Genomic DNA, 18,393 nt, shown 5'->3' on the forward strand with positions numbered 1-18,393 from the left:
ATGAAGATTGTATTCATGGGAACTCCAGCTTTTGCGGTGCCAAGCTTGCAAATGCTGGTAGATGAAGGCTATGAAGTTGTAGCTGTCATCACCCAACCAGATCGTCCGCAGGGGAGAAAAAAGATCTTGGCTCCTTCACCAGTTAAGGAAGCCGCATTAGCTCTCGGATTACCTGTGCTTCAGCCAGAACGCATGCGTCGTCCTGAGGCAGTCGCCGAGCTGGCAGCTTATGAGCCGGATTTGATCGTCACGGCTGCTTATGGTCAAATTTTGCCTAAAGCTGTGTTGGACTTACCGCGGAATGGTTGTGTGAATGTACACGGTTCGTTGCTTCCTAAATATCGGGGAGGTGCTCCGATTCAGCGCAGTATCATCAATGGTGAGAAAGTGACCGGCGTTACTTTGATGTATATGGCTGAGGGGCTGGATACCGGTGACATGATCTCTCGTGTCGAAGTGGCTATTGAGGATGAGGATACCTCTGGAACTCTTTTTGAGAAGCTGAGCCTGGCTGGACGAGATCTGTTAAAGTCTGAAATGCCACGTTTAGTAAGCGGAAAAGTTCAAGCTGTTCAGCAAGACGATAGTGAGGCAACTTATGCCCCTAACCTTAATCGCGAGGATGAACGCTTGGATTGGAACGCTAGCTCACGTGACAACTATAATCGAATTCGTGGATTAGTTCCTTTTTCCGGCGCATTTACGCTCTGGAATGGTGAGACCTTTAAAGCTTGGGCTTCTAAGCTGCCTGAAGCGCAGAAAGCAAGCGATAGTGCTCCAGGAACGGTGCTTTCTGTAACTGAACGAGGTGTCGAAGTGAAAACAGGTGACGGAAGTCTGCTGCTGACAACGGTTCAACCTGCTGGCAAAAAAGCAATGAGTGCGGCCGATTTTAGCCGTGGTGCTGTTATGAAGCTAGGGACGGTGTTAGGTTGAGCGGCGGTGGAAATGGTGTTGGCCGATCAGCAGTAAATCCTAGCGCTGGTAAGAGACAGGGGAATAACTCTAAAGCAGTTGGCAACAACGGCAGAGCTGGCAACAAGGGTAAGGTTACCCCTGCTTCTGCCCGGGAAATCGCGCTTGATATAATGGTTAAAGTTGAGCAGCAAGGTGCTTATAGCAATTTGCTGCTCAACAGCAGTCTACAGAAGGCAACGCTTAGCAGAGAAGATGCCGGATTGGTCACAGAACTTGTCTATGGCTCTATTTCGCGGATGAACACCCTGGATTATGTGCTTGAAGGATTTGTTAGTAAAGGGATAGCCAAACTGCAGCCATGGGTCCGTAATTTACTGCGGTTTAGTTTATATCAAATTATGTATCTCGATCGTATACCGTCCCATGCAGCTGTAAATGAGGCTGTTAATATAGCGAAGAAAAAAGGCCACCAGGGAATCTCAGGGATGGTTAACGGCGTGCTGCGCAGTGTATTGCGTGCTGGTGATCTGCCAGTTCTGCCTGAGGGACTAAGTCAAGCGCAGCGGATATCGATATTATATTCACATCCGTTGTGGTTAGTGGAACGTTGGATTACCGAGTACGGTGCCGACACGGCGGAAGCTATTTGTGCATCAAACAATGAGCCGCCTGCGGTCAGTGTACGCGTGAATACAACGATGATCAGTCGTGAAGCTCTGCTGAACCAGATGATTGAACAAGGTCTGCAAGCTTCAGCATCTGATGTTAGTCCCTATGGCATTGTTGTGAAAGGCGGCGGAAACCTGGCACTCACCTCCTGGTATCGTGATGGATATATCTCCGTTCAGGATGAGAGTTCTATGCTTGTAGCTGAAGCGGTAGCTCCGGAGCCTGGCATGAGAGTGCTTGACTGTTGCGCTGCTCCTGGGGGCAAAACAGCACATATGGGCGAGCTCATGAAAGATGAAGGATCGATTTATGCTAATGATCTGCATTTGCATAAAGCGAAATTGATCTCAGATCAAGCAGAACGTTTAGGTCTTGATTGCGTATCTACAGGCAGTGCAGATGCGCTGGAGCTGGAGCACACTTTAGAGCATCAATCCTTTGATAGAATTCTTCTCGACGCACCTTGCTCTGGACTCGGCGTAATTCGCCGTAAGCCAGACCTCAAATGGCGTAAGCAGCCGGAAGATGTGGCTAGCGTAGCGTCATTGCAACGGGAATTGCTGCAGTCGGTCTCTAAACTGTTGAAACCGGGTGGCATTCTGGTATATAGTACCTGTACTACTGAACAAGCAGAAAATAGTGAAGTAGTAGCTGAATTTTTGAAGCAGAATCCTGACTTCACTGCTGTAACTTTTGCCTCCCCATTATGGGACAGGCTGGAGGGTACTGCGCTGGCTGAGGGTGAAGGAATTCAGCTGCTGCCTCATCATTATGGGAGCGACGGGTTCTATATTTCCAAGCTTCAGAGAGTCTTGTAATATAGCAAATTTTCTGACAATTGTAGTATCCTCCGCCCGCCGGGCTACCGTACGGCGGGCGTTTTCTTTTACCGTCTCTGAAATTTGTGTTAAAATAGGAAGAATGAGAAATAATACGCATATCCTTATGAAAGAACAGGTGTAGATAATAATGAAACCTTTAATATATGATTTTTCTTTAGAAGAGTTACAACAGTGGGCGAAAGACAATGGTGAGCCTGCTTTTCGTGGTGGACAAATTTTTGATTGGCTGTATGTAAAACGTGTAAATGACTTCGAAGCAATGAGCAATTTGTCCAAAGGGCTTCGCCAGAAGCTGAATGAACAATTCTCTATTGCAGCGCTAACTGAAATTACTAAAATGGAATCTAAAGATGGAACTGTAAAATTCCTGTTTGGATTGCATGACGATCATGCTATCGAAACAGTTATCATGAAACATAATTATGGCAATAGCGTTTGTGTAACAACCCAAGTAGGGTGCCGAATCGGCTGTACTTTCTGCGCTTCCACACTAGGTGGATTAAAACGGGATTTGACAGCGGGAGAAATTGTAGCTCAGGTAGTTCGTTCCCAACAAATCCTGGATGCGCGCGGCGAACGTGTCAGCAGCATTGTTATCATGGGTACTGGTGAGCCGTTTGAGAACTATGATGCAACAATGAGATTCCTGCGTCTAATGATTCATGAGAAGGGCCTAAATATCGGACAACGGCATATTACTGTTTCCACCAGCGGTATTGTACCGAGCATTTATAAATTTGCAGAAGAAGATACCCAGATTAATCTGGCGATTTCAATTCATGCGCCTAACGACGCCTTGCGTTCAAAGCTAATGCCTGTTAACCGCCGTTTTCCGTTTGATGATGTAATTGAATCCTTGCGTTATTATCAAGCTAAGACGGGACGACGTGTCAGCTTTGAATATGCCTTGATCGGCGGGGTAAATGACCAACCGGAGCATGCTGAGGAATTGGCTGGGGTGCTTAAGAGCATGCTGTGCCACGTCAATTTGATTCCGGTAAACCATGTGCCTGAGCGAAAATATGTACGTACTTCACGCAATGATATCTTTGAGTTTCAACGTATTTTGGCTGATAACGGGGTGAATGTTACTATTCGCCGTGAGCAAGGCCATGATATCGCGGCCGCATGCGGACAGCTGCGTGCCAAACATATGGAGTTGGGGTGAGGATATTTGATCAGAACAGTTCATGCCAGCGATATTGGCCGAGTGCGCTCTGTCAATGAGGATTCGGTCTGGATCGGCGCGACGCGCCACGGTTATACACTTGGCATAATTGCCGATGGGATGGGTGGACATCAGGCTGGTGAAACCGCAAGCAGGCTCGCTTTGGAGACAATGAGGAATAACCTAGACGGGTTAGAGTCTGGCCTTCAAGACGAAGCTCTGCGTGATGCGTTGTCAGCTGCTATTTTGGAAGCTAACAGCACTGTGTTCAGGGAGGCTTCCGGTGACGATAAGTATCATAATATGGGTACTACTGTCGTTGCTGTTCTTTTGAATGGATCAAACGGATATATTGGCCATATCGGAGACAGCAGAGCCTATTTAATAAAAGACAGTGCGGCAGTTCAACTAACCGAGGATCATACGCTAGTCAATGAGCTGTTCAAGAACGGTCAGATCAGTGTGGAGGAATTGGATAATCATCCGCGTCGTAATGTGCTGACGAGGGCACTTGGAACAGATGCTGAGGTTGAAGTTGATATGGCGCCTATAGCTCTGCTACCTGGGGAAATTTTGCTTCTATGCAGCGATGGTTTAAGCAACTTTGTCACAAATGAGCATTTAGGCAAAGTAGCAGGTATACATGAGATATCGTTAGAGGAAAGAGCGGACCGTTTACTTCAGCTGGCACTGCTCGCCGGCGGTGGCGATAATATTAGCGTCGCTTTGTTAGAACATCATGGAGAGGCCGCTGTGCCCGAAACAAAGGAGTGGGATTGATGATCGGTCACGAATTGGGCGGCCGTTACCAAGTCATCGAACGGATCGGCGGAGGTGGAATGGCGCTCGTCTATAGAGCACATGACATTCTTTTAAACCGAAATGTCGCCATCAAAGTATTGCGCAATCAGTTTGTGCATGACGAGGAATTTATTCGCCGTTTTAGGCGTGAGGCGCAATCTGCCGCATCTTTGTCTCATCCGAATGTCGTCAGCATATACGATGTAGGACAAGAAGACGAAATTCATTACATTGTCATGGAGTATATTGAGGGTCAGAATCTTAATGAAATTATAAAAGAACGAGCGCCATTACAGGTTGATGAATCCGTACGGATCGCTTCACAAATCTGTGATGCCCTAGATCATGCGCATCAGAATCAAATTATTCATCGTGATATAAAACCACATAATATCCTGATCGGACGCAACGGCCGGGTGAAAGTAACCGACTTTGGGATTGCCCGCGCAGTTACGTCAACAACCATTACACAGACCGGTTCTGTGGTTGGTTCAGTACATTATTTCTCGCCAGAGCATGCCAAAGGTGTCTCTACAGGAGAAAAGTCTGACTTGTATTCATTAGGTATTGTACTTTATCAAATGCTTACCGGAAGCCTGCCCTTCTTGGGAGAGAGTCCGATTAGTGTAGCTTTAAAACATCTGCAAGAAGAGTTTGAAGAACCAAAACTTCTGAATCCACTCATTCCGCAAAGCGTTGAGAATGTAATTCTGAGATCAATGCGTAAAAATCCGGAGGAGCGGTACGACTCTGCCAAAGAAATGTTGCAGGATTTGGAAACATGCTTATTGCCGGAGCGCCGCAGTGAGGCGAAGATTCTGTTCAACGATGAAGAAGATGAGGATCGTACGCGGGTTATCCCGGCGATAAAACCGATTCAAAGAAGCAATGGTAATCGTAATCATCGTGAGGAACGGATGGTTCGTGATGAAGATGATGAACCGGTGCCTTCAAGCAAAGGTAAAAAACAATGGGCAAAACCCACATTATGGATTGGGCTTACCTTGCTGTTGCTGTTGGCTATGGCCAGTCTCGTATGGTACGTTAAATCACAGCTAGTTGTTCCTGAGGTTTCCGTTCCTTATGTAGTAGGTAAACAGATAGAACAAGCACAAACTGAGCTTGAGGATTTGGGGCTTGAGGTTGCTGATCCTATTCTGTATGACTACAGTCCGAATTTTGAAGAGAATGTGGTCATTAAGCAAAGTAGGGAAAAGGATGCCAAAGTGAAAAAAGGAGCGTCCCTAATACTCACTGTGAATACGGCTAAGCCACTACCCAAGATGCCAGATGTAGTTAACAAGAGCTTTGATGATGCGGTTAAAGCATTGATGGCGCTGGGTGTAGCCCAGGACCGGATTGATAATAAACCTCTCTATGACGAAAATACAGATGAAGGTCTCATTGTAAAATCTGACCCTGCATTAAATACAGAATTCGATCCTGAGACGGTTCAAATCACCCTTTACGTTAGTAAAGGAGAAGAAAGTGTACTGTTGCCAGATCTCATCGGTAAGACGGAGAGTGAGGCAAAGGCGCTGCTGGAAGGTGCCAAGCTTGTTCTTGGAGAAGTTAAACAAGAATCCAGCTTCAGCATTGAAGAAGGTAAAGTAACAAAGACTTGGGCATTTGATAAGGGGACAGGTACTTCTGTTCCACCTGGAACAGCGATTACGATTTACTTAAGTACAGGTTATCCACCTGAAGCCCTGAATTATACCTTTAATGTGCCAGTCGCTCCTGCTCAGGATGGGAAAAAGAGCAAGATTCGTATCGAATTCGTGGATGCGCGCAATAATGGAGAGAAGCAGGATTGGGGAACACGTACCATTGGAAAGAGCCAAGTGTTATCTGTGAATCTAGTATTGGCTCCTAATAAAGATGGTTCAGTTATTGTTACCCGTGACGGTGTACTTTTGGATACTTATGTCATTCCTTATATCGATGCTAAGAACGGAACCGTTCAGGAGCCTGAACCACCAGTTATAGCAACACCACAGCCAACTCCAACACCTTCTGCTGAACCTACGCCTACAATTGAACCTACGATTGAACCGGAGATCTTGCCAGGTTCAGGTTCAGAGAATGACGGAGGGAATAACGGGGCGGTGAATCAGACAGGTTTCGTAAACAATAGTTCTATAAATAGTGAATCGACTAATAATGGCAATAATAAGCACAACAATAAAGGCAAGGATAAATCTAAAGATAAAAACAACAACTAAACAGGATTTAACCTGAACGGTTGGCGTAGCGAAATGACCCGGGGATATCAGACTTGGGTCATTTTCGCAAAATCAGGAGAGGAAGGCTCACTATGTATGCCTGAAGGTATAATTGTTAAGGCGTTAAGCGGTTATTATTATGTGAAACCGCTCCGCGAAGGATTAATTGCGACTGAAGAGCATTCTGTTCAATGCAGAGGCCGAGGAATTCTCAAGAAAAAAGGGATCGCTCCGCTAGTTGGAGATCGGGTTATTTATATACTTACTGAGCATGGAGAAGGAATGGTGGATGAACTTCTACCTAGAGAATCTGAACTGATTCGTCCACCTGTAGCGAATGTTAAGCTCGCAGTCCTTTTATTCTCCGTTCGAGAGCCCGATATGAACCTGAATCTGTTGGACAAGTTTCTAGTTCATATTGAGCATTCGGGTCTGGAACCCCTAATTGTTCTGACTAAACAGGATTTGGCGGATGATGATGGTGAAGCTACTCGTTATGTTAAAGAACTTTATGAGGATATCGGATATGAAGTGATGGTCACAAGTTCACTTACTGGTGCCGGAAGCGATGAGCTAAGACAACGGCTTACTGGTGGTATTAGCGTATTTGCGGGTCAATCGGGGGTTGGTAAGTCCACCTTATTGAATCGTATTGTTCCAGGGCTTAAACTGGAGACTGGAGAGATCAGTTTACGATTGGGACGTGGTCGCCATACGACCCGTCATGTGGAGCTGATGGATATTGGTGGTGGAGGTTTTGTTGCAGATACCCCAGGTTTTAGTCAGCTTGATTTCTTAGAGCTTGGTGTAGAAGAGCTGTCCACTTGTTTTCGTGAATTTGCTCAATATGCATCCGATTGTAAGTTCCGGGGCTGCAGTCATCAGCATGAACCAGGCTGCCGTGTAATAGAGGCTTGGAAAGCAGGGAAAATTGCGGATAGTCGCTATGATCATTACAAACTGTTTTTTAATGAAATGAAAGATAAAAAGCGGAGGTACTAACATCATGATACGAATAGCACCATCTTTATTGTCGGCGGATTTCGCGCGTTTAGGTCCAGAAGTAGCAGAGGCGGAAGCCAGTGGTGGAGATTGGATACATGTGGATGTAATGGACGGTCATTTTGTGCCGAATATCACATTGGGTCCACCTATTGTAAAAGCTGTATCGTTACATACCAAGCTGCCACTTGATGTTCACTTGATGATTGAGTCACCAGAACGTTATATCCCTGATTTTGCTGCAGCAGGTGCAAGTGTGATCACCGTTCACGCTGAGGCATGCGTTCATTTGCATCGTGTGGTTCATCAGATCAAGGAGCTGGGGCTGAAGGCAAGTGTAGCAATTAATCCGGGTACTCCGGCTTCAGCGGTGCGTGAGGTGCTGGAGGATGTGGATATGATTCTGGTGATGACCGTTAATCCAGGCTTTGGTGGTCAAGCATTCATTCCTAACACTTTGCGCAAAATCATTCAAATTCGAGAATGGGCGAATGAAGTGAATCCAGATTTATTGATCGAAGTAGATGGTGGAGTCTCGGAAGAGACAGCACCCTTAGTTGTGGCAGCTGGAGCCGATGTTTTGGTAGCGGGGAATGCAGTTTTTGGCCGGAGTGATCGTGCTGCGGCGATCCGCGGAATTCGAGAAGCAGCCGAATCTGCACTGCGTTAAAAAAATAGGCTATTGAGACTAGAGGTATAGGCCAAGTCCTCGGTGCATAAATATGGTTACATGAGCAGAAATCTCATGTAGCCTTTTTTGTTTTGGCAGGGAGGACTGCAGTTCGTTTCCGTTATTGACAAGAGGAAAGTCTCCTGCGTACGGCATGAATTGATGGGAGGGTAAATCATGAAATTTTACACGTTTAAGCTGCCAAGGTTTTTGGGAGGTTTTGTTAAAGCAATATTGAACACATTTCAGAAGAGTTAAGCCGCTAACAGAAAAGAAAACATGAAAAAAAGCACCTTACAAATGTAAAGGGTGCTTTTTGCTTCATATAAGTTATCGTTCGGTCTTAAAATTGCTAAAGACTAAACGCGTTCAACTTTACCGGCTTTCAAAGCACGGGTGCTGACGTACACGCGTTTTGGTTTACCGTTCACGAGGATACGGACCTTCTGAACGTTAACTCCCCAAGAACGACGGTTGCGGTTATTAGCGTGAGACACGTGGTTGCCGCTGCTCGGTTTCTTGCCTGTTACTGCACATTTGCGGGACATAGATTACACCTCCTTATTCCTAACACCTGCATAAACAATACTTATCTATAATATCACAGCAAATTTTGCTACGTCAACCGATTCAAAAACATTTATTTCTTTTAATACTTATAGTACAATGTAAATTAGTGCATTATGTCCTGTTAATCATAGAATGATTAGGCATGAAGTTAGGAAGGGGAATTCTCAATTGAGTAAGCGTTCTATAAACGGAACAGATTTTACCGCTATGGTATTGGCTGGAGCGGATAAGCTGCAACAGCATGCAGAACACGTCAATTCCCTAAATGTTTTTCCGGTCCCAGATGGAGATACCGGCACAAACATGAATTTGACGATGACCGCAGGTGCGAATGAATTAAAGAAAAATAACACCATTTCTGTGGGCCAATGTGCAGGTGTACTCTCCAAGGGCTTATTAATGGGAGCTCGTGGGAATTCCGGCGTTATTTTGTCCCAGTTATTCAGAGGGTTTAGCAGGTATGCGGCTCAACATGATGAGCTTAATACACAGCAGTTCGCTGCTGCGCTGCAAACCGGAGTGGACGCTGCGTATAAAGCAGTTGTAAAGCCCGTAGAGGGAACTATTCTTACTGTAGCTAAAGAGGCTGCAAGACATGCTGTTTATTATGCCCGCCGTACTACTGACGTTGTGGAGCTGATGACAGAGGTATTAGCCAAAGCAAAAGAAGCCTTAGCTTATACGCCTGAGCAATTGCCTGTATTGAAGCAAGTCGGTGTTGTAGATTCTGGCGGCCAAGGTTTGGTCTACATTTATGAAGGGTTTCACCAGCATCTGACGAATGGAAGTACTACCGGTCTGTCTGAATCTGTGCAAGGACAAACCCACACACCCGTTGCACCAGCGCCTAAACCCGTATTAACGAAACCTGAAAGTGAACTGTTTTCTGTACAGTCTTCTGCGCAGTCACAGCTATCTACTGAAGATATAGAATTTCTATATGATATGGAGTTTTTCATTAATCGCCAGTTAGGCGTTAACGTGAGAACCAATTTTGATGAGGAAGCTTTTAGGAAAGCGTTGTCAGTTAATGGCGACTCCATTATTGTTATTTCGGATGATGAGACGATTAAAGTGCATGTGCACTCTAAGGCTCCAGGTGAAGTGATGAACTTGGCTCTTCTTTATGGGGAGATCACGCAGATTCACATTCTTAATATGCGAGAGCAGCATCGTGACCTGCTGACTGCGGGCATGGATATTGCACCAATGCCTGATGTATTCGCTGATATGCCGAATGAGAAGAGCGCAGTGCAAATGTCTCCTGCTGAACCACCGGCTGATGATTTGGCGCCTTACGGCTTCATCGCGGTATCATCTGGCGCAGGTATTGCTGACATTTTCAAAAGCCTTGGAGTGGACGTAGTCCTAGCTGGTGGTCAGACAATGAATCCTAGCACTGAGGATTTCGTGAACGCGATTTCTTCCATATCTGCGAAGCATGTTTATATTTTGCCAAATAACTCGAACATTGTTCTTGCCGCTCAACAAGCTAAAGATCTTCTAGAGGGCGAACGTGAGATTACGGTGATTCCAAGTAAAAGTATTCCGCAGGGAATAGCAGCAGCTTTTGCGTTCCAAGAGGAAGATGCAGTGGAGACTAATTCTGAGAATATGCTGGAAGCAATCTCTCATGTGAAGTCCGGACAAGTAACGAACGCTGTGCGTGATACAAGCTTTGATGAGCTGGAGATTAAATCGGGCCAATTTATTGGGATTTCTAATTCCAAAATTGTTGCTGCTGCAGATGATCTTTTGGCTGCAAGTCAGGCGCTGTTATCCAATATGCTGGAGAATGGCGACGAAATCGTTACGATCCTTATTGGTGCAGAAACAGAATCCGAGGCTACTGATTCTTTGAGTGAGTGGCTGGAAGAGACTTATCCGAATGTGGAAGTTGAGATTCATGAGGGTGGCCAACCCCTGTATTATTATCTGATCTCTGTAGAGCCATAGGTAGGAATTAATGGTTCTTTAACAATGGAGTAGAAATTTGTTATTGCGTAGTTGGCAAAATTATAGCTTGGGGGAGAAAATCCATGAATCGTACCATTATCGTCACCGACAGCACTTCAGATATCCCGCCAGCAATGGCGGAAACGTACGGAATTGAGGTAGTACCGTTGACCTTAATGTTCGGCGAAGAGGCTTTTAGGGACAATCTGGATATGACTCCGGAGCAGTTCTATGAGCGTCTTCCCCGTACCTCACAGCTGCCGACTACTTCTCAACCCTCACCGGTTGAATATATGAATGTGTACCGCAGTATTCTGGAGCGTAACCCGGGCTGTTCTATCCTTTCCTTTCATATTTCTTCTGGACTGAGCGGGACTTATCAATCTGCATTGCTGGCTAAATCGATGCTGGAGGAAGAGGGAGAAGGGATCACTGTTGTGGATTCTCTCTCCGCTTCTTATGGTTTTGGATTTATGGTAGTGGAAGCTGCCAGAATGTCTGCTGAAGGCAAAGGACCTGAAGAGATACTTGAGGCTGTAGAAAGCCTACGTCAATCGCGTAAGCTTTACTTCTTAGTAGATACACTTGAATATTTACAAAAAGGCGGGAGAATTGGAAAAGCCTCCGCTATTCTGGGGACACTTCTGAATATTAAGCCGATATTGTCCATTGATGCAGAAGGTATTATTTATGCGGTGGAGAAAGTTAGAGGCCGTAAGAAGGCTGTCGCCCGTATGATTGAACTGTTCAAGCGGGATCTGCAGGGTGTAAACAAAATCAATGTGGCCGTGGGTCATACGGCTGAACCGGCTTCCGGCGAAGAATTCTTGAATGAGCTTGCGGGACACTTCACCTTGGAAGAAAAAGTGCTGACGAACGTCGGCCCTGTCGTGGGCAGCCATGTCGGTAACGGTACATTAGCTGTGTTCATTTGGCCTGCAAAATGAGGGATAAATATGACACTGGCATTAAATCAAATTGAAGTAAAAAACATAACTGGCGTGAGTGCTCAAAAGCAAAGCGAGCTTCACGCCTTTGGCGTCTTTACAGTAAAGGATTTATTAGAGTATTATCCGTTCCGCTACGAGGATTATCGGCCCCGCTCGCTGAGTGAGACTAAACACGGGGATAAAGTGACCGTTGAGGCAAAAGTAATCGGTATCCCTGTACTGCAGCGTTTTGGCGGCAAGTCACGTCTTAGCTGTAAGATGGTTGCAGAGCCATGGATGTTCACAGCAACCTGGTTTAACCGCCATTATGTAAGAGAGCAACTCACTGTGGGACGGGAAATTGTACTGACCGGGAAATGGGATCAGAAGCGCAATCAGATTACAGTGACTGATTATGAATTTCCGGATCGTGGTGAAGGGAAGACGGGAACACTGCAGCCAGTCTATTCGGTAGGTGGTAAGATCACTCAGTCCTGGATCAGGAAGGTTATTAATCAGGGACTTCAGCAGTATGGGGATCTGATTCCGGAGATTTTACCGCATTCTATTATGAGGGAATATGACTTCATGCCGCGTAAACGGGCCATTGCCACTATCCATAGGCCTGAGGACACTCGTGAGGGGCAACAGGGGCGCCGTAGGATGGTATATGAGGAACTATTCCTGTTCCAGTTGAAGATGCAAGCGTTCAGGGTTCTGAACCGCGGGCGGATGGATGGGGTAGTCCACACAGTGGATAACGCGACGGTACGCCAGTTCGTTCGCAGTCTGCCCTTTGAGCTTACAGATGCACAGAAACGTGTAGAGCTGGAGATTTTACATGATCTGCGTTCACCATATTGCATGAATCGTCTGCTGCAAGGAGATGTTGGCTCGGGTAAAACAGTGCTTGCGGCTGTGGCGCTTTTTGCTACGGTAAGATCTGGTTTTCAGGGCGCACTAATGGTGCCCACAGAGATTTTAGCAGAACAGCATATGCGTTCACTTACCAGGATGTTTGAGCCGTTTGGGATTACTGTAGGACTCCTGACGGGCAGTGTGACTGGCCGAAAACGTAAAGAATTATTGGCCTCGTTGCAAATGGGGATGCTTGATATCGTGGTAGGAACACATGCTTTGATTCAGGAGGATGTATTTTTCCGTGATCTGGGTCTTGTGGTAACTGATGAGCAGCATCGTTTTGGTGTGAATCAGCGTGGTGTATTGCGGCGTAAAGGATATAATCCGGATGTACTGACGATGACTGCGACGCCTATTCCACGTACACTTGCGATCTCTGTTTTTGGCGATATGGATGTATCTACTTTATCTGAAAGGCCGAAAGGCCGAGTTCCTATAACTAGTTATTGGGTAAAACATGATCTCATGGATCGTGTGCTGAATTTGATTAAGCGTGAAATTGATCTCGGTCGTCAAGCTTATCTGATCTGTCCGCTTATTGAAGAGTCAGAGAAGCTGGATGTGCAGAATGCTATTGATTTGCATATTCAGATGAGCCAAGCTTTCCCTAGCTATAAAGTTGGGCTTTTGCATGGGAAAATGACTCCCGCTGAAAAAGATGAAGTGATGCGGGCGTTTTATAACAATGAGCTGCAGCTGCTTGTGTCCACTACGGTGGTGGAGGTTGGTGTAGACGTTCCTAATGCTACATTGATGATCATTATGGATGCGGATCGTTTTGGTCTGTCACAGCTGCATCAGCTGCGTGGACGGGTAGGAAGAGGGCAGCATGCCTCTTTTTGTGTGTTGGTAGCTGATCCAAAATCTGAAATCGGACGTGAGCGAATGACTGCCATGACCGATACGGATGACGGATTTGAGATTTCCCGAAGGGATTTGGAGCTGCGTGGACCGGGGGATTTTTTTGGGACAAAGCAGAGTGGATTACCGGAGTTTCGGCTGGCAGATATGACGGCTGACTTTGAAATTCTGGAGCAGGCGCGGGATGATGTCGCAGAGCTGCTTAAGGATGAAGCTTTTTGGACATCACCTGAATATGCATCTCTTCGGCATTATTTACAGAGTGAACAGATCTTCCAAGGAGAATTAATTGACTAACTAGGCACATGTAGCACCGAAGGCTCATATACTGTGAAAGATTGGATATGACGGGAGGTGCTACACTTGGGTTATCAACAATTCGGAATTAGCCCTCAGTTGGTGGATCGCATCAAGCTGAAGATGAAAAACTCGACTGTGAAGGATCGTATCAAAAGTATGATTGAGGGCATCTCGAAACAGGAGCTGCAGGATCCTGCGGTTGTTCGCAGATTGGTACGGAAAGCGTCAGGTGTATTGAACGAGAAACTGACCTCGACACAGGAAGAACAAATTGTAAAGTTTATCATCGCGCAGAAAATCGATCCGAACAACACCTTTCATTTAATCCGCTTGTGGGGAATGTTCCGTTAAGTAGCGGATTAAATGAAAAGTAGGGGTTGTCCATGGGTGTTTTTTTCATCGTATGTGACAGTCTGCAAGCAGCGATCCTCCTATTACTGGAGGATCGCTGCTTTGCGTTTTTGGCCGTAGTTACGGCATGCTGCAATATGTCTCTAATCCGGATAAACCGATGCCACCGAATCATAGCTCTCCGCTTATCCGATACTGCTGAATCACTTTCATCCATCGTCCGATGTCACCGAATCACATTCATCCGCCGTCCGATGACGCCGAAATATGATCATCCGCTGAGGTATTCGGACTCCAATGACGTTATTCGCAAATATATCGCCTTTGGAGCAAGGTTTCGGACCCCAGTGCAGCTATTCATAAGAAATAGGCTCGTAGTTGGCGTTTTTTGTGCCAATAGGGGCTATGCGGTCCGAATGCATTCAGAATACCGGGAAATTCTGCATATAAGGTCCGCTGTGTCCGATACCACCGAATCATAGTCAACCGCCGTCTGATGCCACCGAATCATAGCTCTCCGCTTATTCGATACCGCTGAATCACTTTCATCCATCGTCCGATACCGCCGAATCACATTCATCCACTGTCCGATACCGCCGAAATATGATCATCTGCTGAGGTATTCGGACTCCAATGACGTTATTCGCAAATATATCGCCTTTGGAGCAAGGTTTCGGACCCCAGTGCAGCTATTCATAAGAAATAGGCTCGTAGTTGGCGTTTTTTGTGCCAATAGGGGCTATGCGGTCCGAATGCATTCAGAATACCGGGAAATTCTGCATATAAGGTCCGCTGTGTCCGATACCACCGAATCATAGTCAACCGCCGTCTGATGCCACCGAATCATAGCTCTCCGCTTATTCGATACCGCTGAATCACTTTCATCCATCGTCCGATACCGCCGAATCACATTCATCCACTGTCCGATACCGCCGAAATATGATCATCTGCTGAGGTATTCGGACTCCAATGACGTTATTCGCAAATATATCGCCTTTGGAGCAAGGTTTCGGACCCCAGTGCAGCTATTCATAAGAAATAGGCTCGTAGTTGGCGTTTTTTGTGCCAATAGGGGCTATGCGGTCCGATGTCATCCAAAATTCGGGATAATTCCGCATTTAAGGCCCGCTGTGTCCGATAGCTGCCTCAAGCGCGTAAACTTGTTCGAATAAGCTGAGTTTGAGGCCTCGATCAAGAAGTTTTGGGTCTCAAACAAAAAAATGGAGTCTTCGTTCAAGAAATTAGGCCTCGCTCAGAAAAATTGGTTGCGATCAAAGGCTAAATTCAAAAAGAAGGGAGCGCTCCAGCCATTTTCATGGCTTAAGGGCGCTCCCTTTTTTTATTCGTGTAAGCGTGTTTGTCTATGATCTTTAGTGGCTGATCTGAACACGATTTGGCTCTCTGAATCACACTGTAGAACGATTGCCCGAAGATAATCTTCTTCCATTCTGTTTGTCAGACAAAACAACGTGCTAACCTCTCCATCTTGCCCTGAACCTTCGGCAATCGCAGCTTCTCGGTTTAGAGAGGTTGCGATTGCTTGCTGAATGTCCAAACATCGGCTGCTGGTAATCCAAGCAGTGCGGGAGTGGGATAATCCCCGTAGTGAGATACGAACACCTTCGAAAGCCAGCAGGTAGGCAATAATAGAATACATTGCTTGCTCCCAACCGAACAATGTACCTGCAAAAAGCAGAATTGCACAGTTCAGGATCATAATGACGACTTCCGTTGATTTTGGAGGTCCGCCGCTTAGCAGAGAATACCCCTGGTCACTGGCTTGTTTATTTACACCGCCGAATCTCACAGATATTCCAATACCTACTCCAAGACAGATGCCTCCTGCCATTGCGGCAGGTAAAGGATCGCTAATCACAGCAGGAAAACGATGCAGCGCAAGAGACGCGATGGTTAGGCAGGTTAATCCCAAAACAGTGTAAAGAGCAAAGCGGAGATTTACTTGTTTTCGCGACATAAATATAAAGGGCAGATTGAATAGAAATAGAAACAATCCAAGCTGCATTTCAGTAGTATGAGCGAATAATGCGGATAAGCCTGTAATCCCGCCGACAACAAGGCCATGTGGCATTAAAAATAATTCCAATCCTACAGCAGCAAGCAATGCGCCGGCAATGACGGTAAGAACTCGGAAGGTAGAGCTTCTTTGTAGCTGTTGACGTTGATTTATTTTGTTCTGCATAGTTTTTCCTCCTTCAACAGGGGAAACGACCTTACTCATTTTCAGTGGCTATGGCAGATTTTTTGGATATTCGTGCATCATGTCGTTTCTCAAAGTTGAATACTTTATCCATTATTTATAAATCTATTTAGATTCCTTCGTCAGACAATGTCCAAGGAGAACAAGGATCAGCACGTAAATGGCTGCAAATATCTGCAAATGTCTGCGAAAGGCTGCGAAAGGCTGAAAATGGCTGCAAATAGCTGTAAAGGGCCGCAAATGGTTGCAAATGACGGAGAATGTTGCAAAGGCTCCAAGTGGCTGCGAATGGCTACAAATAGTGAAGAATAGCCAGCACTCCGCAATGCTTTACCCAAATTGGCCATAATTATTGAAAATTCATCCCGCGCGACTATGGGCATCCAATGTTGGATGATGAAGCATGAAGGCTGTGACCAACGCTACGTCCGGCCAGCAAGCCTGCAATAAAGTTGCCATTTAGCGTAACGATAACTGCTGCAAGGGAGTACCAGAGCGCCTCACTGCCTAAGGTGAGTGGATCTATGTCAGTCCGAAGCTGAAGCAGAAGATGACACTGAAGAAATCACGAAACAGGATCACCAGATTTATCAATCCGTTTCACATGTTCGGTTTCAGCGAGGACAAGTCCACTAGTAGTGCGCCAATAACTTCTGTCTGCTAGATGAATGGTCTCGGAGAATCCAGCAATCAGGAATAGTGCTGCGAATATTACTAATGCAAAAAGCTCACCGGAAGAGATATTCAGGACACGTTTCAGCCAAAATACTTGCTTTCTTCCGGTGGAGGATGAGCAATGCGAGCATGTATACCAACCGGTAAATCCGCTTCTCTATAATTCATGAATCATAAGATTATTTATCAATCGAAGTTCTAAAATCCCTTCAGCAGACATTCAATTAGGGCAGAGGTGAACTTCGCTAGGGGAGTGATATTAGAAAATGAGAAGTGAATTTTAACAGGTACAGCCGAAGTCGAAGCAGGAATTTATAAATCACTGGACGGAACAGTAAAGAAAGTACAGGGAGTATTGCAGCTACCGCAATAGACTTCGTTCCCCACTGTTCAGCTATTTTGATGGCTCCTACCTGAGGGGTTATTTGAGGTGCAATCCTTACGGGAGGTGTAAACTTTCGCTCGTAGCGTTCATTTTCGGATGTCGTTGATTCTTGCTCCGTAGTGAATGATCCTCCAGACCAGGCAGGTGGAAAAGAAAATATCATCCCCAGAATTAGGACTATACGAAGAAACCAAAGTAGTGACAAACGCGCTATATATTGCACCGAAATAACACCTCCCAACTGCATGTAGTATAAAAAGCATACCATACCTTTTCCTTTGAATCCAAATTGTTTTGTGAAAAAAATTCATATATAGATGATGAAAACATGAAACCGAACGGGAAAAATGACGTATTTCGCAGCATAGATAACTTTTATTATCTTGTTTCAGTCAGGAGGGATAAATTTGAGCGAATGGCAGGATTTTAACGGTTTTGATGAGCGCAGCTTTTTCGGAAGTTTCATTCATGAGATGACACTGTTTTTTAAATTATTTGCTTTGCTTTTTCTTGGCCTTTTTGTTTTTATAATTGTTAAATCAGTGAGAATCTGGATATCCAATAACGCAAGTCCTTTGATAAAAGCAAACTGCACAGCGGTCACCAAACGAACCGAGGTATGGGGGGGATCCGGTGAATCGAGAGCAAATACTAGCTATTTTGTTACGTTTGAGTTTGCCGATGGCTCTCGATTGGAGTTGCAGGTAAGAGATCAGGATTTTGGTCTGATTGTGGAAGGGGATCGAGGCGAACTCCTGTATCAAGGGACCAGGTTTAAAAGCTTCAATCGCGATTTGAAGAAAGAACATCTAAATTTCTAAAAAAGTACATACCATTCAAGAATCACCATGCCTATTTTGGGTAAAACTCATATGAGAGGTTTTACCAGATCTCAATTCTGGAAGGAGGCTATGGTTTGAATTCAAATAATC

At 45.5% G+C, this 18,393-nt stretch carries 17 protein-coding genes and 1 pseudogene; 14 read left to right on the plus strand and 4 right to left on the minus strand.

Annotated features, from left to right (window positions below):
- The 8 genes from fmt (at position 1) to spoVM (ending at position 8,553) form a co-directional block, all read left to right on the plus strand.
- Positions 1-936 (plus strand): methionyl-tRNA formyltransferase, encoded by a 936-nt coding sequence (gene fmt / locus MKZ16_RS13390; RefSeq protein ID WP_076099573.1) that lies wholly within the window; start codon positions 1-3, stop codon positions 934-936.
- Positions 937-1,073: 137 nt separating this feature from the next.
- Positions 1,074-2,405 carry a 16S rRNA (cytosine(967)-C(5))-methyltransferase RsmB gene (rsmB, locus tag MKZ16_RS13395; protein WP_256715482.1) on the plus strand — a complete coding sequence of 444 codons (1,332 nt, stop codon included), beginning with the start codon at positions 1,074-1,076 and terminating at the stop codon, positions 2,403-2,405.
- Between the two features lie 151 nt (positions 2,406-2,556).
- Positions 2,557-3,597 (plus strand): 23S rRNA (adenine(2503)-C(2))-methyltransferase RlmN, encoded by a 1,041-nt coding sequence (gene rlmN, locus MKZ16_RS13400; protein WP_036686196.1) that lies wholly within the window; start codon positions 2,557-2,559, stop codon positions 3,595-3,597.
- 6 nt (positions 3,598-3,603) lie between these two features.
- A complete protein-coding gene (locus MKZ16_RS13405; RefSeq protein ID WP_076099575.1) occupies positions 3,604-4,377 on the plus strand; it encodes a Stp1/IreP family PP2C-type Ser/Thr phosphatase in 774 nt (257 codons plus the stop codon).
- Positions 4,377-6,623 (plus strand): Stk1 family PASTA domain-containing Ser/Thr kinase, encoded by a 2,247-nt coding sequence (gene pknB, locus MKZ16_RS13410; RefSeq protein WP_036686199.1) that lies wholly within the window; start codon positions 4,377-4,379, stop codon positions 6,621-6,623. Before MKZ16_RS13405 ends, pknB begins: the two co-directional genes overlap by 1 nt.
- 96 nt (positions 6,624-6,719) lie before the next feature.
- Positions 6,720-7,625 (plus strand): ribosome small subunit-dependent GTPase A, encoded by a 906-nt coding sequence (gene rsgA, locus MKZ16_RS13415; RefSeq protein ID WP_036686201.1) that lies wholly within the window; start codon positions 6,720-6,722, stop codon positions 7,623-7,625.
- A 4-nt stretch (positions 7,626-7,629) separates the two neighbouring features.
- Positions 7,630-8,295 (plus strand): ribulose-phosphate 3-epimerase, encoded by a 666-nt coding sequence (gene rpe, locus MKZ16_RS13420; protein ID WP_036686202.1) that lies wholly within the window; start codon positions 7,630-7,632, stop codon positions 8,293-8,295.
- A gap of 177 nt (positions 8,296-8,472) precedes the next feature.
- Positions 8,473-8,553 (plus strand): stage V sporulation protein SpoVM, encoded by an 81-nt coding sequence (spoVM, locus tag MKZ16_RS13425; protein WP_020431362.1) that lies wholly within the window; start codon positions 8,473-8,475, stop codon positions 8,551-8,553.
- Between the two features lie 101 nt (positions 8,554-8,654).
- Here the strand turns inward: spoVM and rpmB are convergent, their stop codons facing one another.
- Positions 8,655-8,843: a 50S ribosomal protein L28 gene (gene rpmB, locus MKZ16_RS13430; protein WP_036686205.1), complete on the minus strand. Its 189-nt coding sequence runs from the start codon at positions 8,841-8,843 to the stop codon at positions 8,655-8,657.
- Between the two features lie 190 nt (positions 8,844-9,033).
- Between rpmB and MKZ16_RS13435 the strand changes: the two genes are divergently transcribed.
- The 4 genes from MKZ16_RS13435 (at position 9,034) to MKZ16_RS13450 (ending at position 14,183) form a co-directional block, all read left to right on the plus strand.
- Positions 9,034-10,821 carry a DAK2 domain-containing protein gene (locus tag MKZ16_RS13435; RefSeq protein WP_076104797.1) on the plus strand — a complete coding sequence of 596 codons (1,788 nt, stop codon included), beginning with the start codon at positions 9,034-9,036 and terminating at the stop codon, positions 10,819-10,821.
- Between the two features lie 83 nt (positions 10,822-10,904).
- The gene (locus tag MKZ16_RS13440; protein ID WP_036686209.1) at positions 10,905-11,768 is read left to right on the plus strand and encodes a DegV family protein; all 864 of its coding nucleotides are present in this window, start codon (positions 10,905-10,907) and stop codon (positions 11,766-11,768) included.
- Between the two features lie 9 nt (positions 11,769-11,777).
- On the plus strand, positions 11,778-13,829 hold the full coding sequence (gene recG, locus MKZ16_RS13445) for an ATP-dependent DNA helicase RecG (protein WP_036686210.1): 2,052 nt from the start codon (positions 11,778-11,780) through the stop codon (positions 13,827-13,829).
- Between the two features lie 66 nt (positions 13,830-13,895).
- Positions 13,896-14,183: a stage VI sporulation protein F gene (locus MKZ16_RS13450; RefSeq protein WP_036686212.1), complete on the plus strand. Its 288-nt coding sequence runs from the start codon at positions 13,896-13,898 to the stop codon at positions 14,181-14,183.
- Positions 14,184-15,522: 1,339 nt separating this feature from the next.
- Here the strand turns inward: MKZ16_RS13450 and MKZ16_RS13455 are convergent.
- Positions 15,523-16,383, minus strand: a complete 861-nt coding sequence (locus MKZ16_RS13455) for a YitT family protein (RefSeq protein WP_076104996.1) — start codon at positions 16,381-16,383, stop codon at positions 15,523-15,525.
- A gap of 147 nt (positions 16,384-16,530) precedes the next feature.
- Between MKZ16_RS13455 and MKZ16_RS13460 the strand changes: the two genes are divergently transcribed.
- Positions 16,531-16,713 (plus strand): hypothetical protein, encoded by a 183-nt coding sequence (locus MKZ16_RS13460; protein WP_170914228.1) that lies wholly within the window; start codon positions 16,531-16,533, stop codon positions 16,711-16,713.
- 14 nt (positions 16,714-16,727) lie between these two features.
- Here MKZ16_RS13460 and MKZ16_RS13465 read toward each other — a convergent pair.
- Positions 16,728-17,161, minus strand: a pseudogene (locus tag MKZ16_RS13465) (cation/H(+) antiporter); the annotation flags it as partial.
- A gap of 160 nt (positions 17,162-17,321) precedes the next feature.
- On the minus strand, positions 17,322-17,684 hold the full coding sequence (locus MKZ16_RS13470; protein ID WP_038570328.1) for a hypothetical protein: 363 nt from the start codon (positions 17,682-17,684) through the stop codon (positions 17,322-17,324).
- A 184-nt stretch (positions 17,685-17,868) separates the two neighbouring features.
- Here MKZ16_RS13470 and MKZ16_RS13475 point away from each other — a divergent pair, with 184 nt between their 5' ends.
- Positions 17,869-18,282, plus strand: coding sequence for a DUF2500 domain-containing protein (locus tag MKZ16_RS13475; protein WP_256715490.1), 414 nt, complete (start codon positions 17,869-17,871; stop codon positions 18,280-18,282).
- Positions 18,283-18,393 lie beyond the last annotated feature (111 nt).

This window comes from Paenibacillus sp. FSL R5-0928 (assembly GCF_037970385.1).
GTDB lineage: Bacteria > Bacillota > Bacilli > Paenibacillales > Paenibacillaceae > Paenibacillus_AQ > Paenibacillus_AQ odorifer.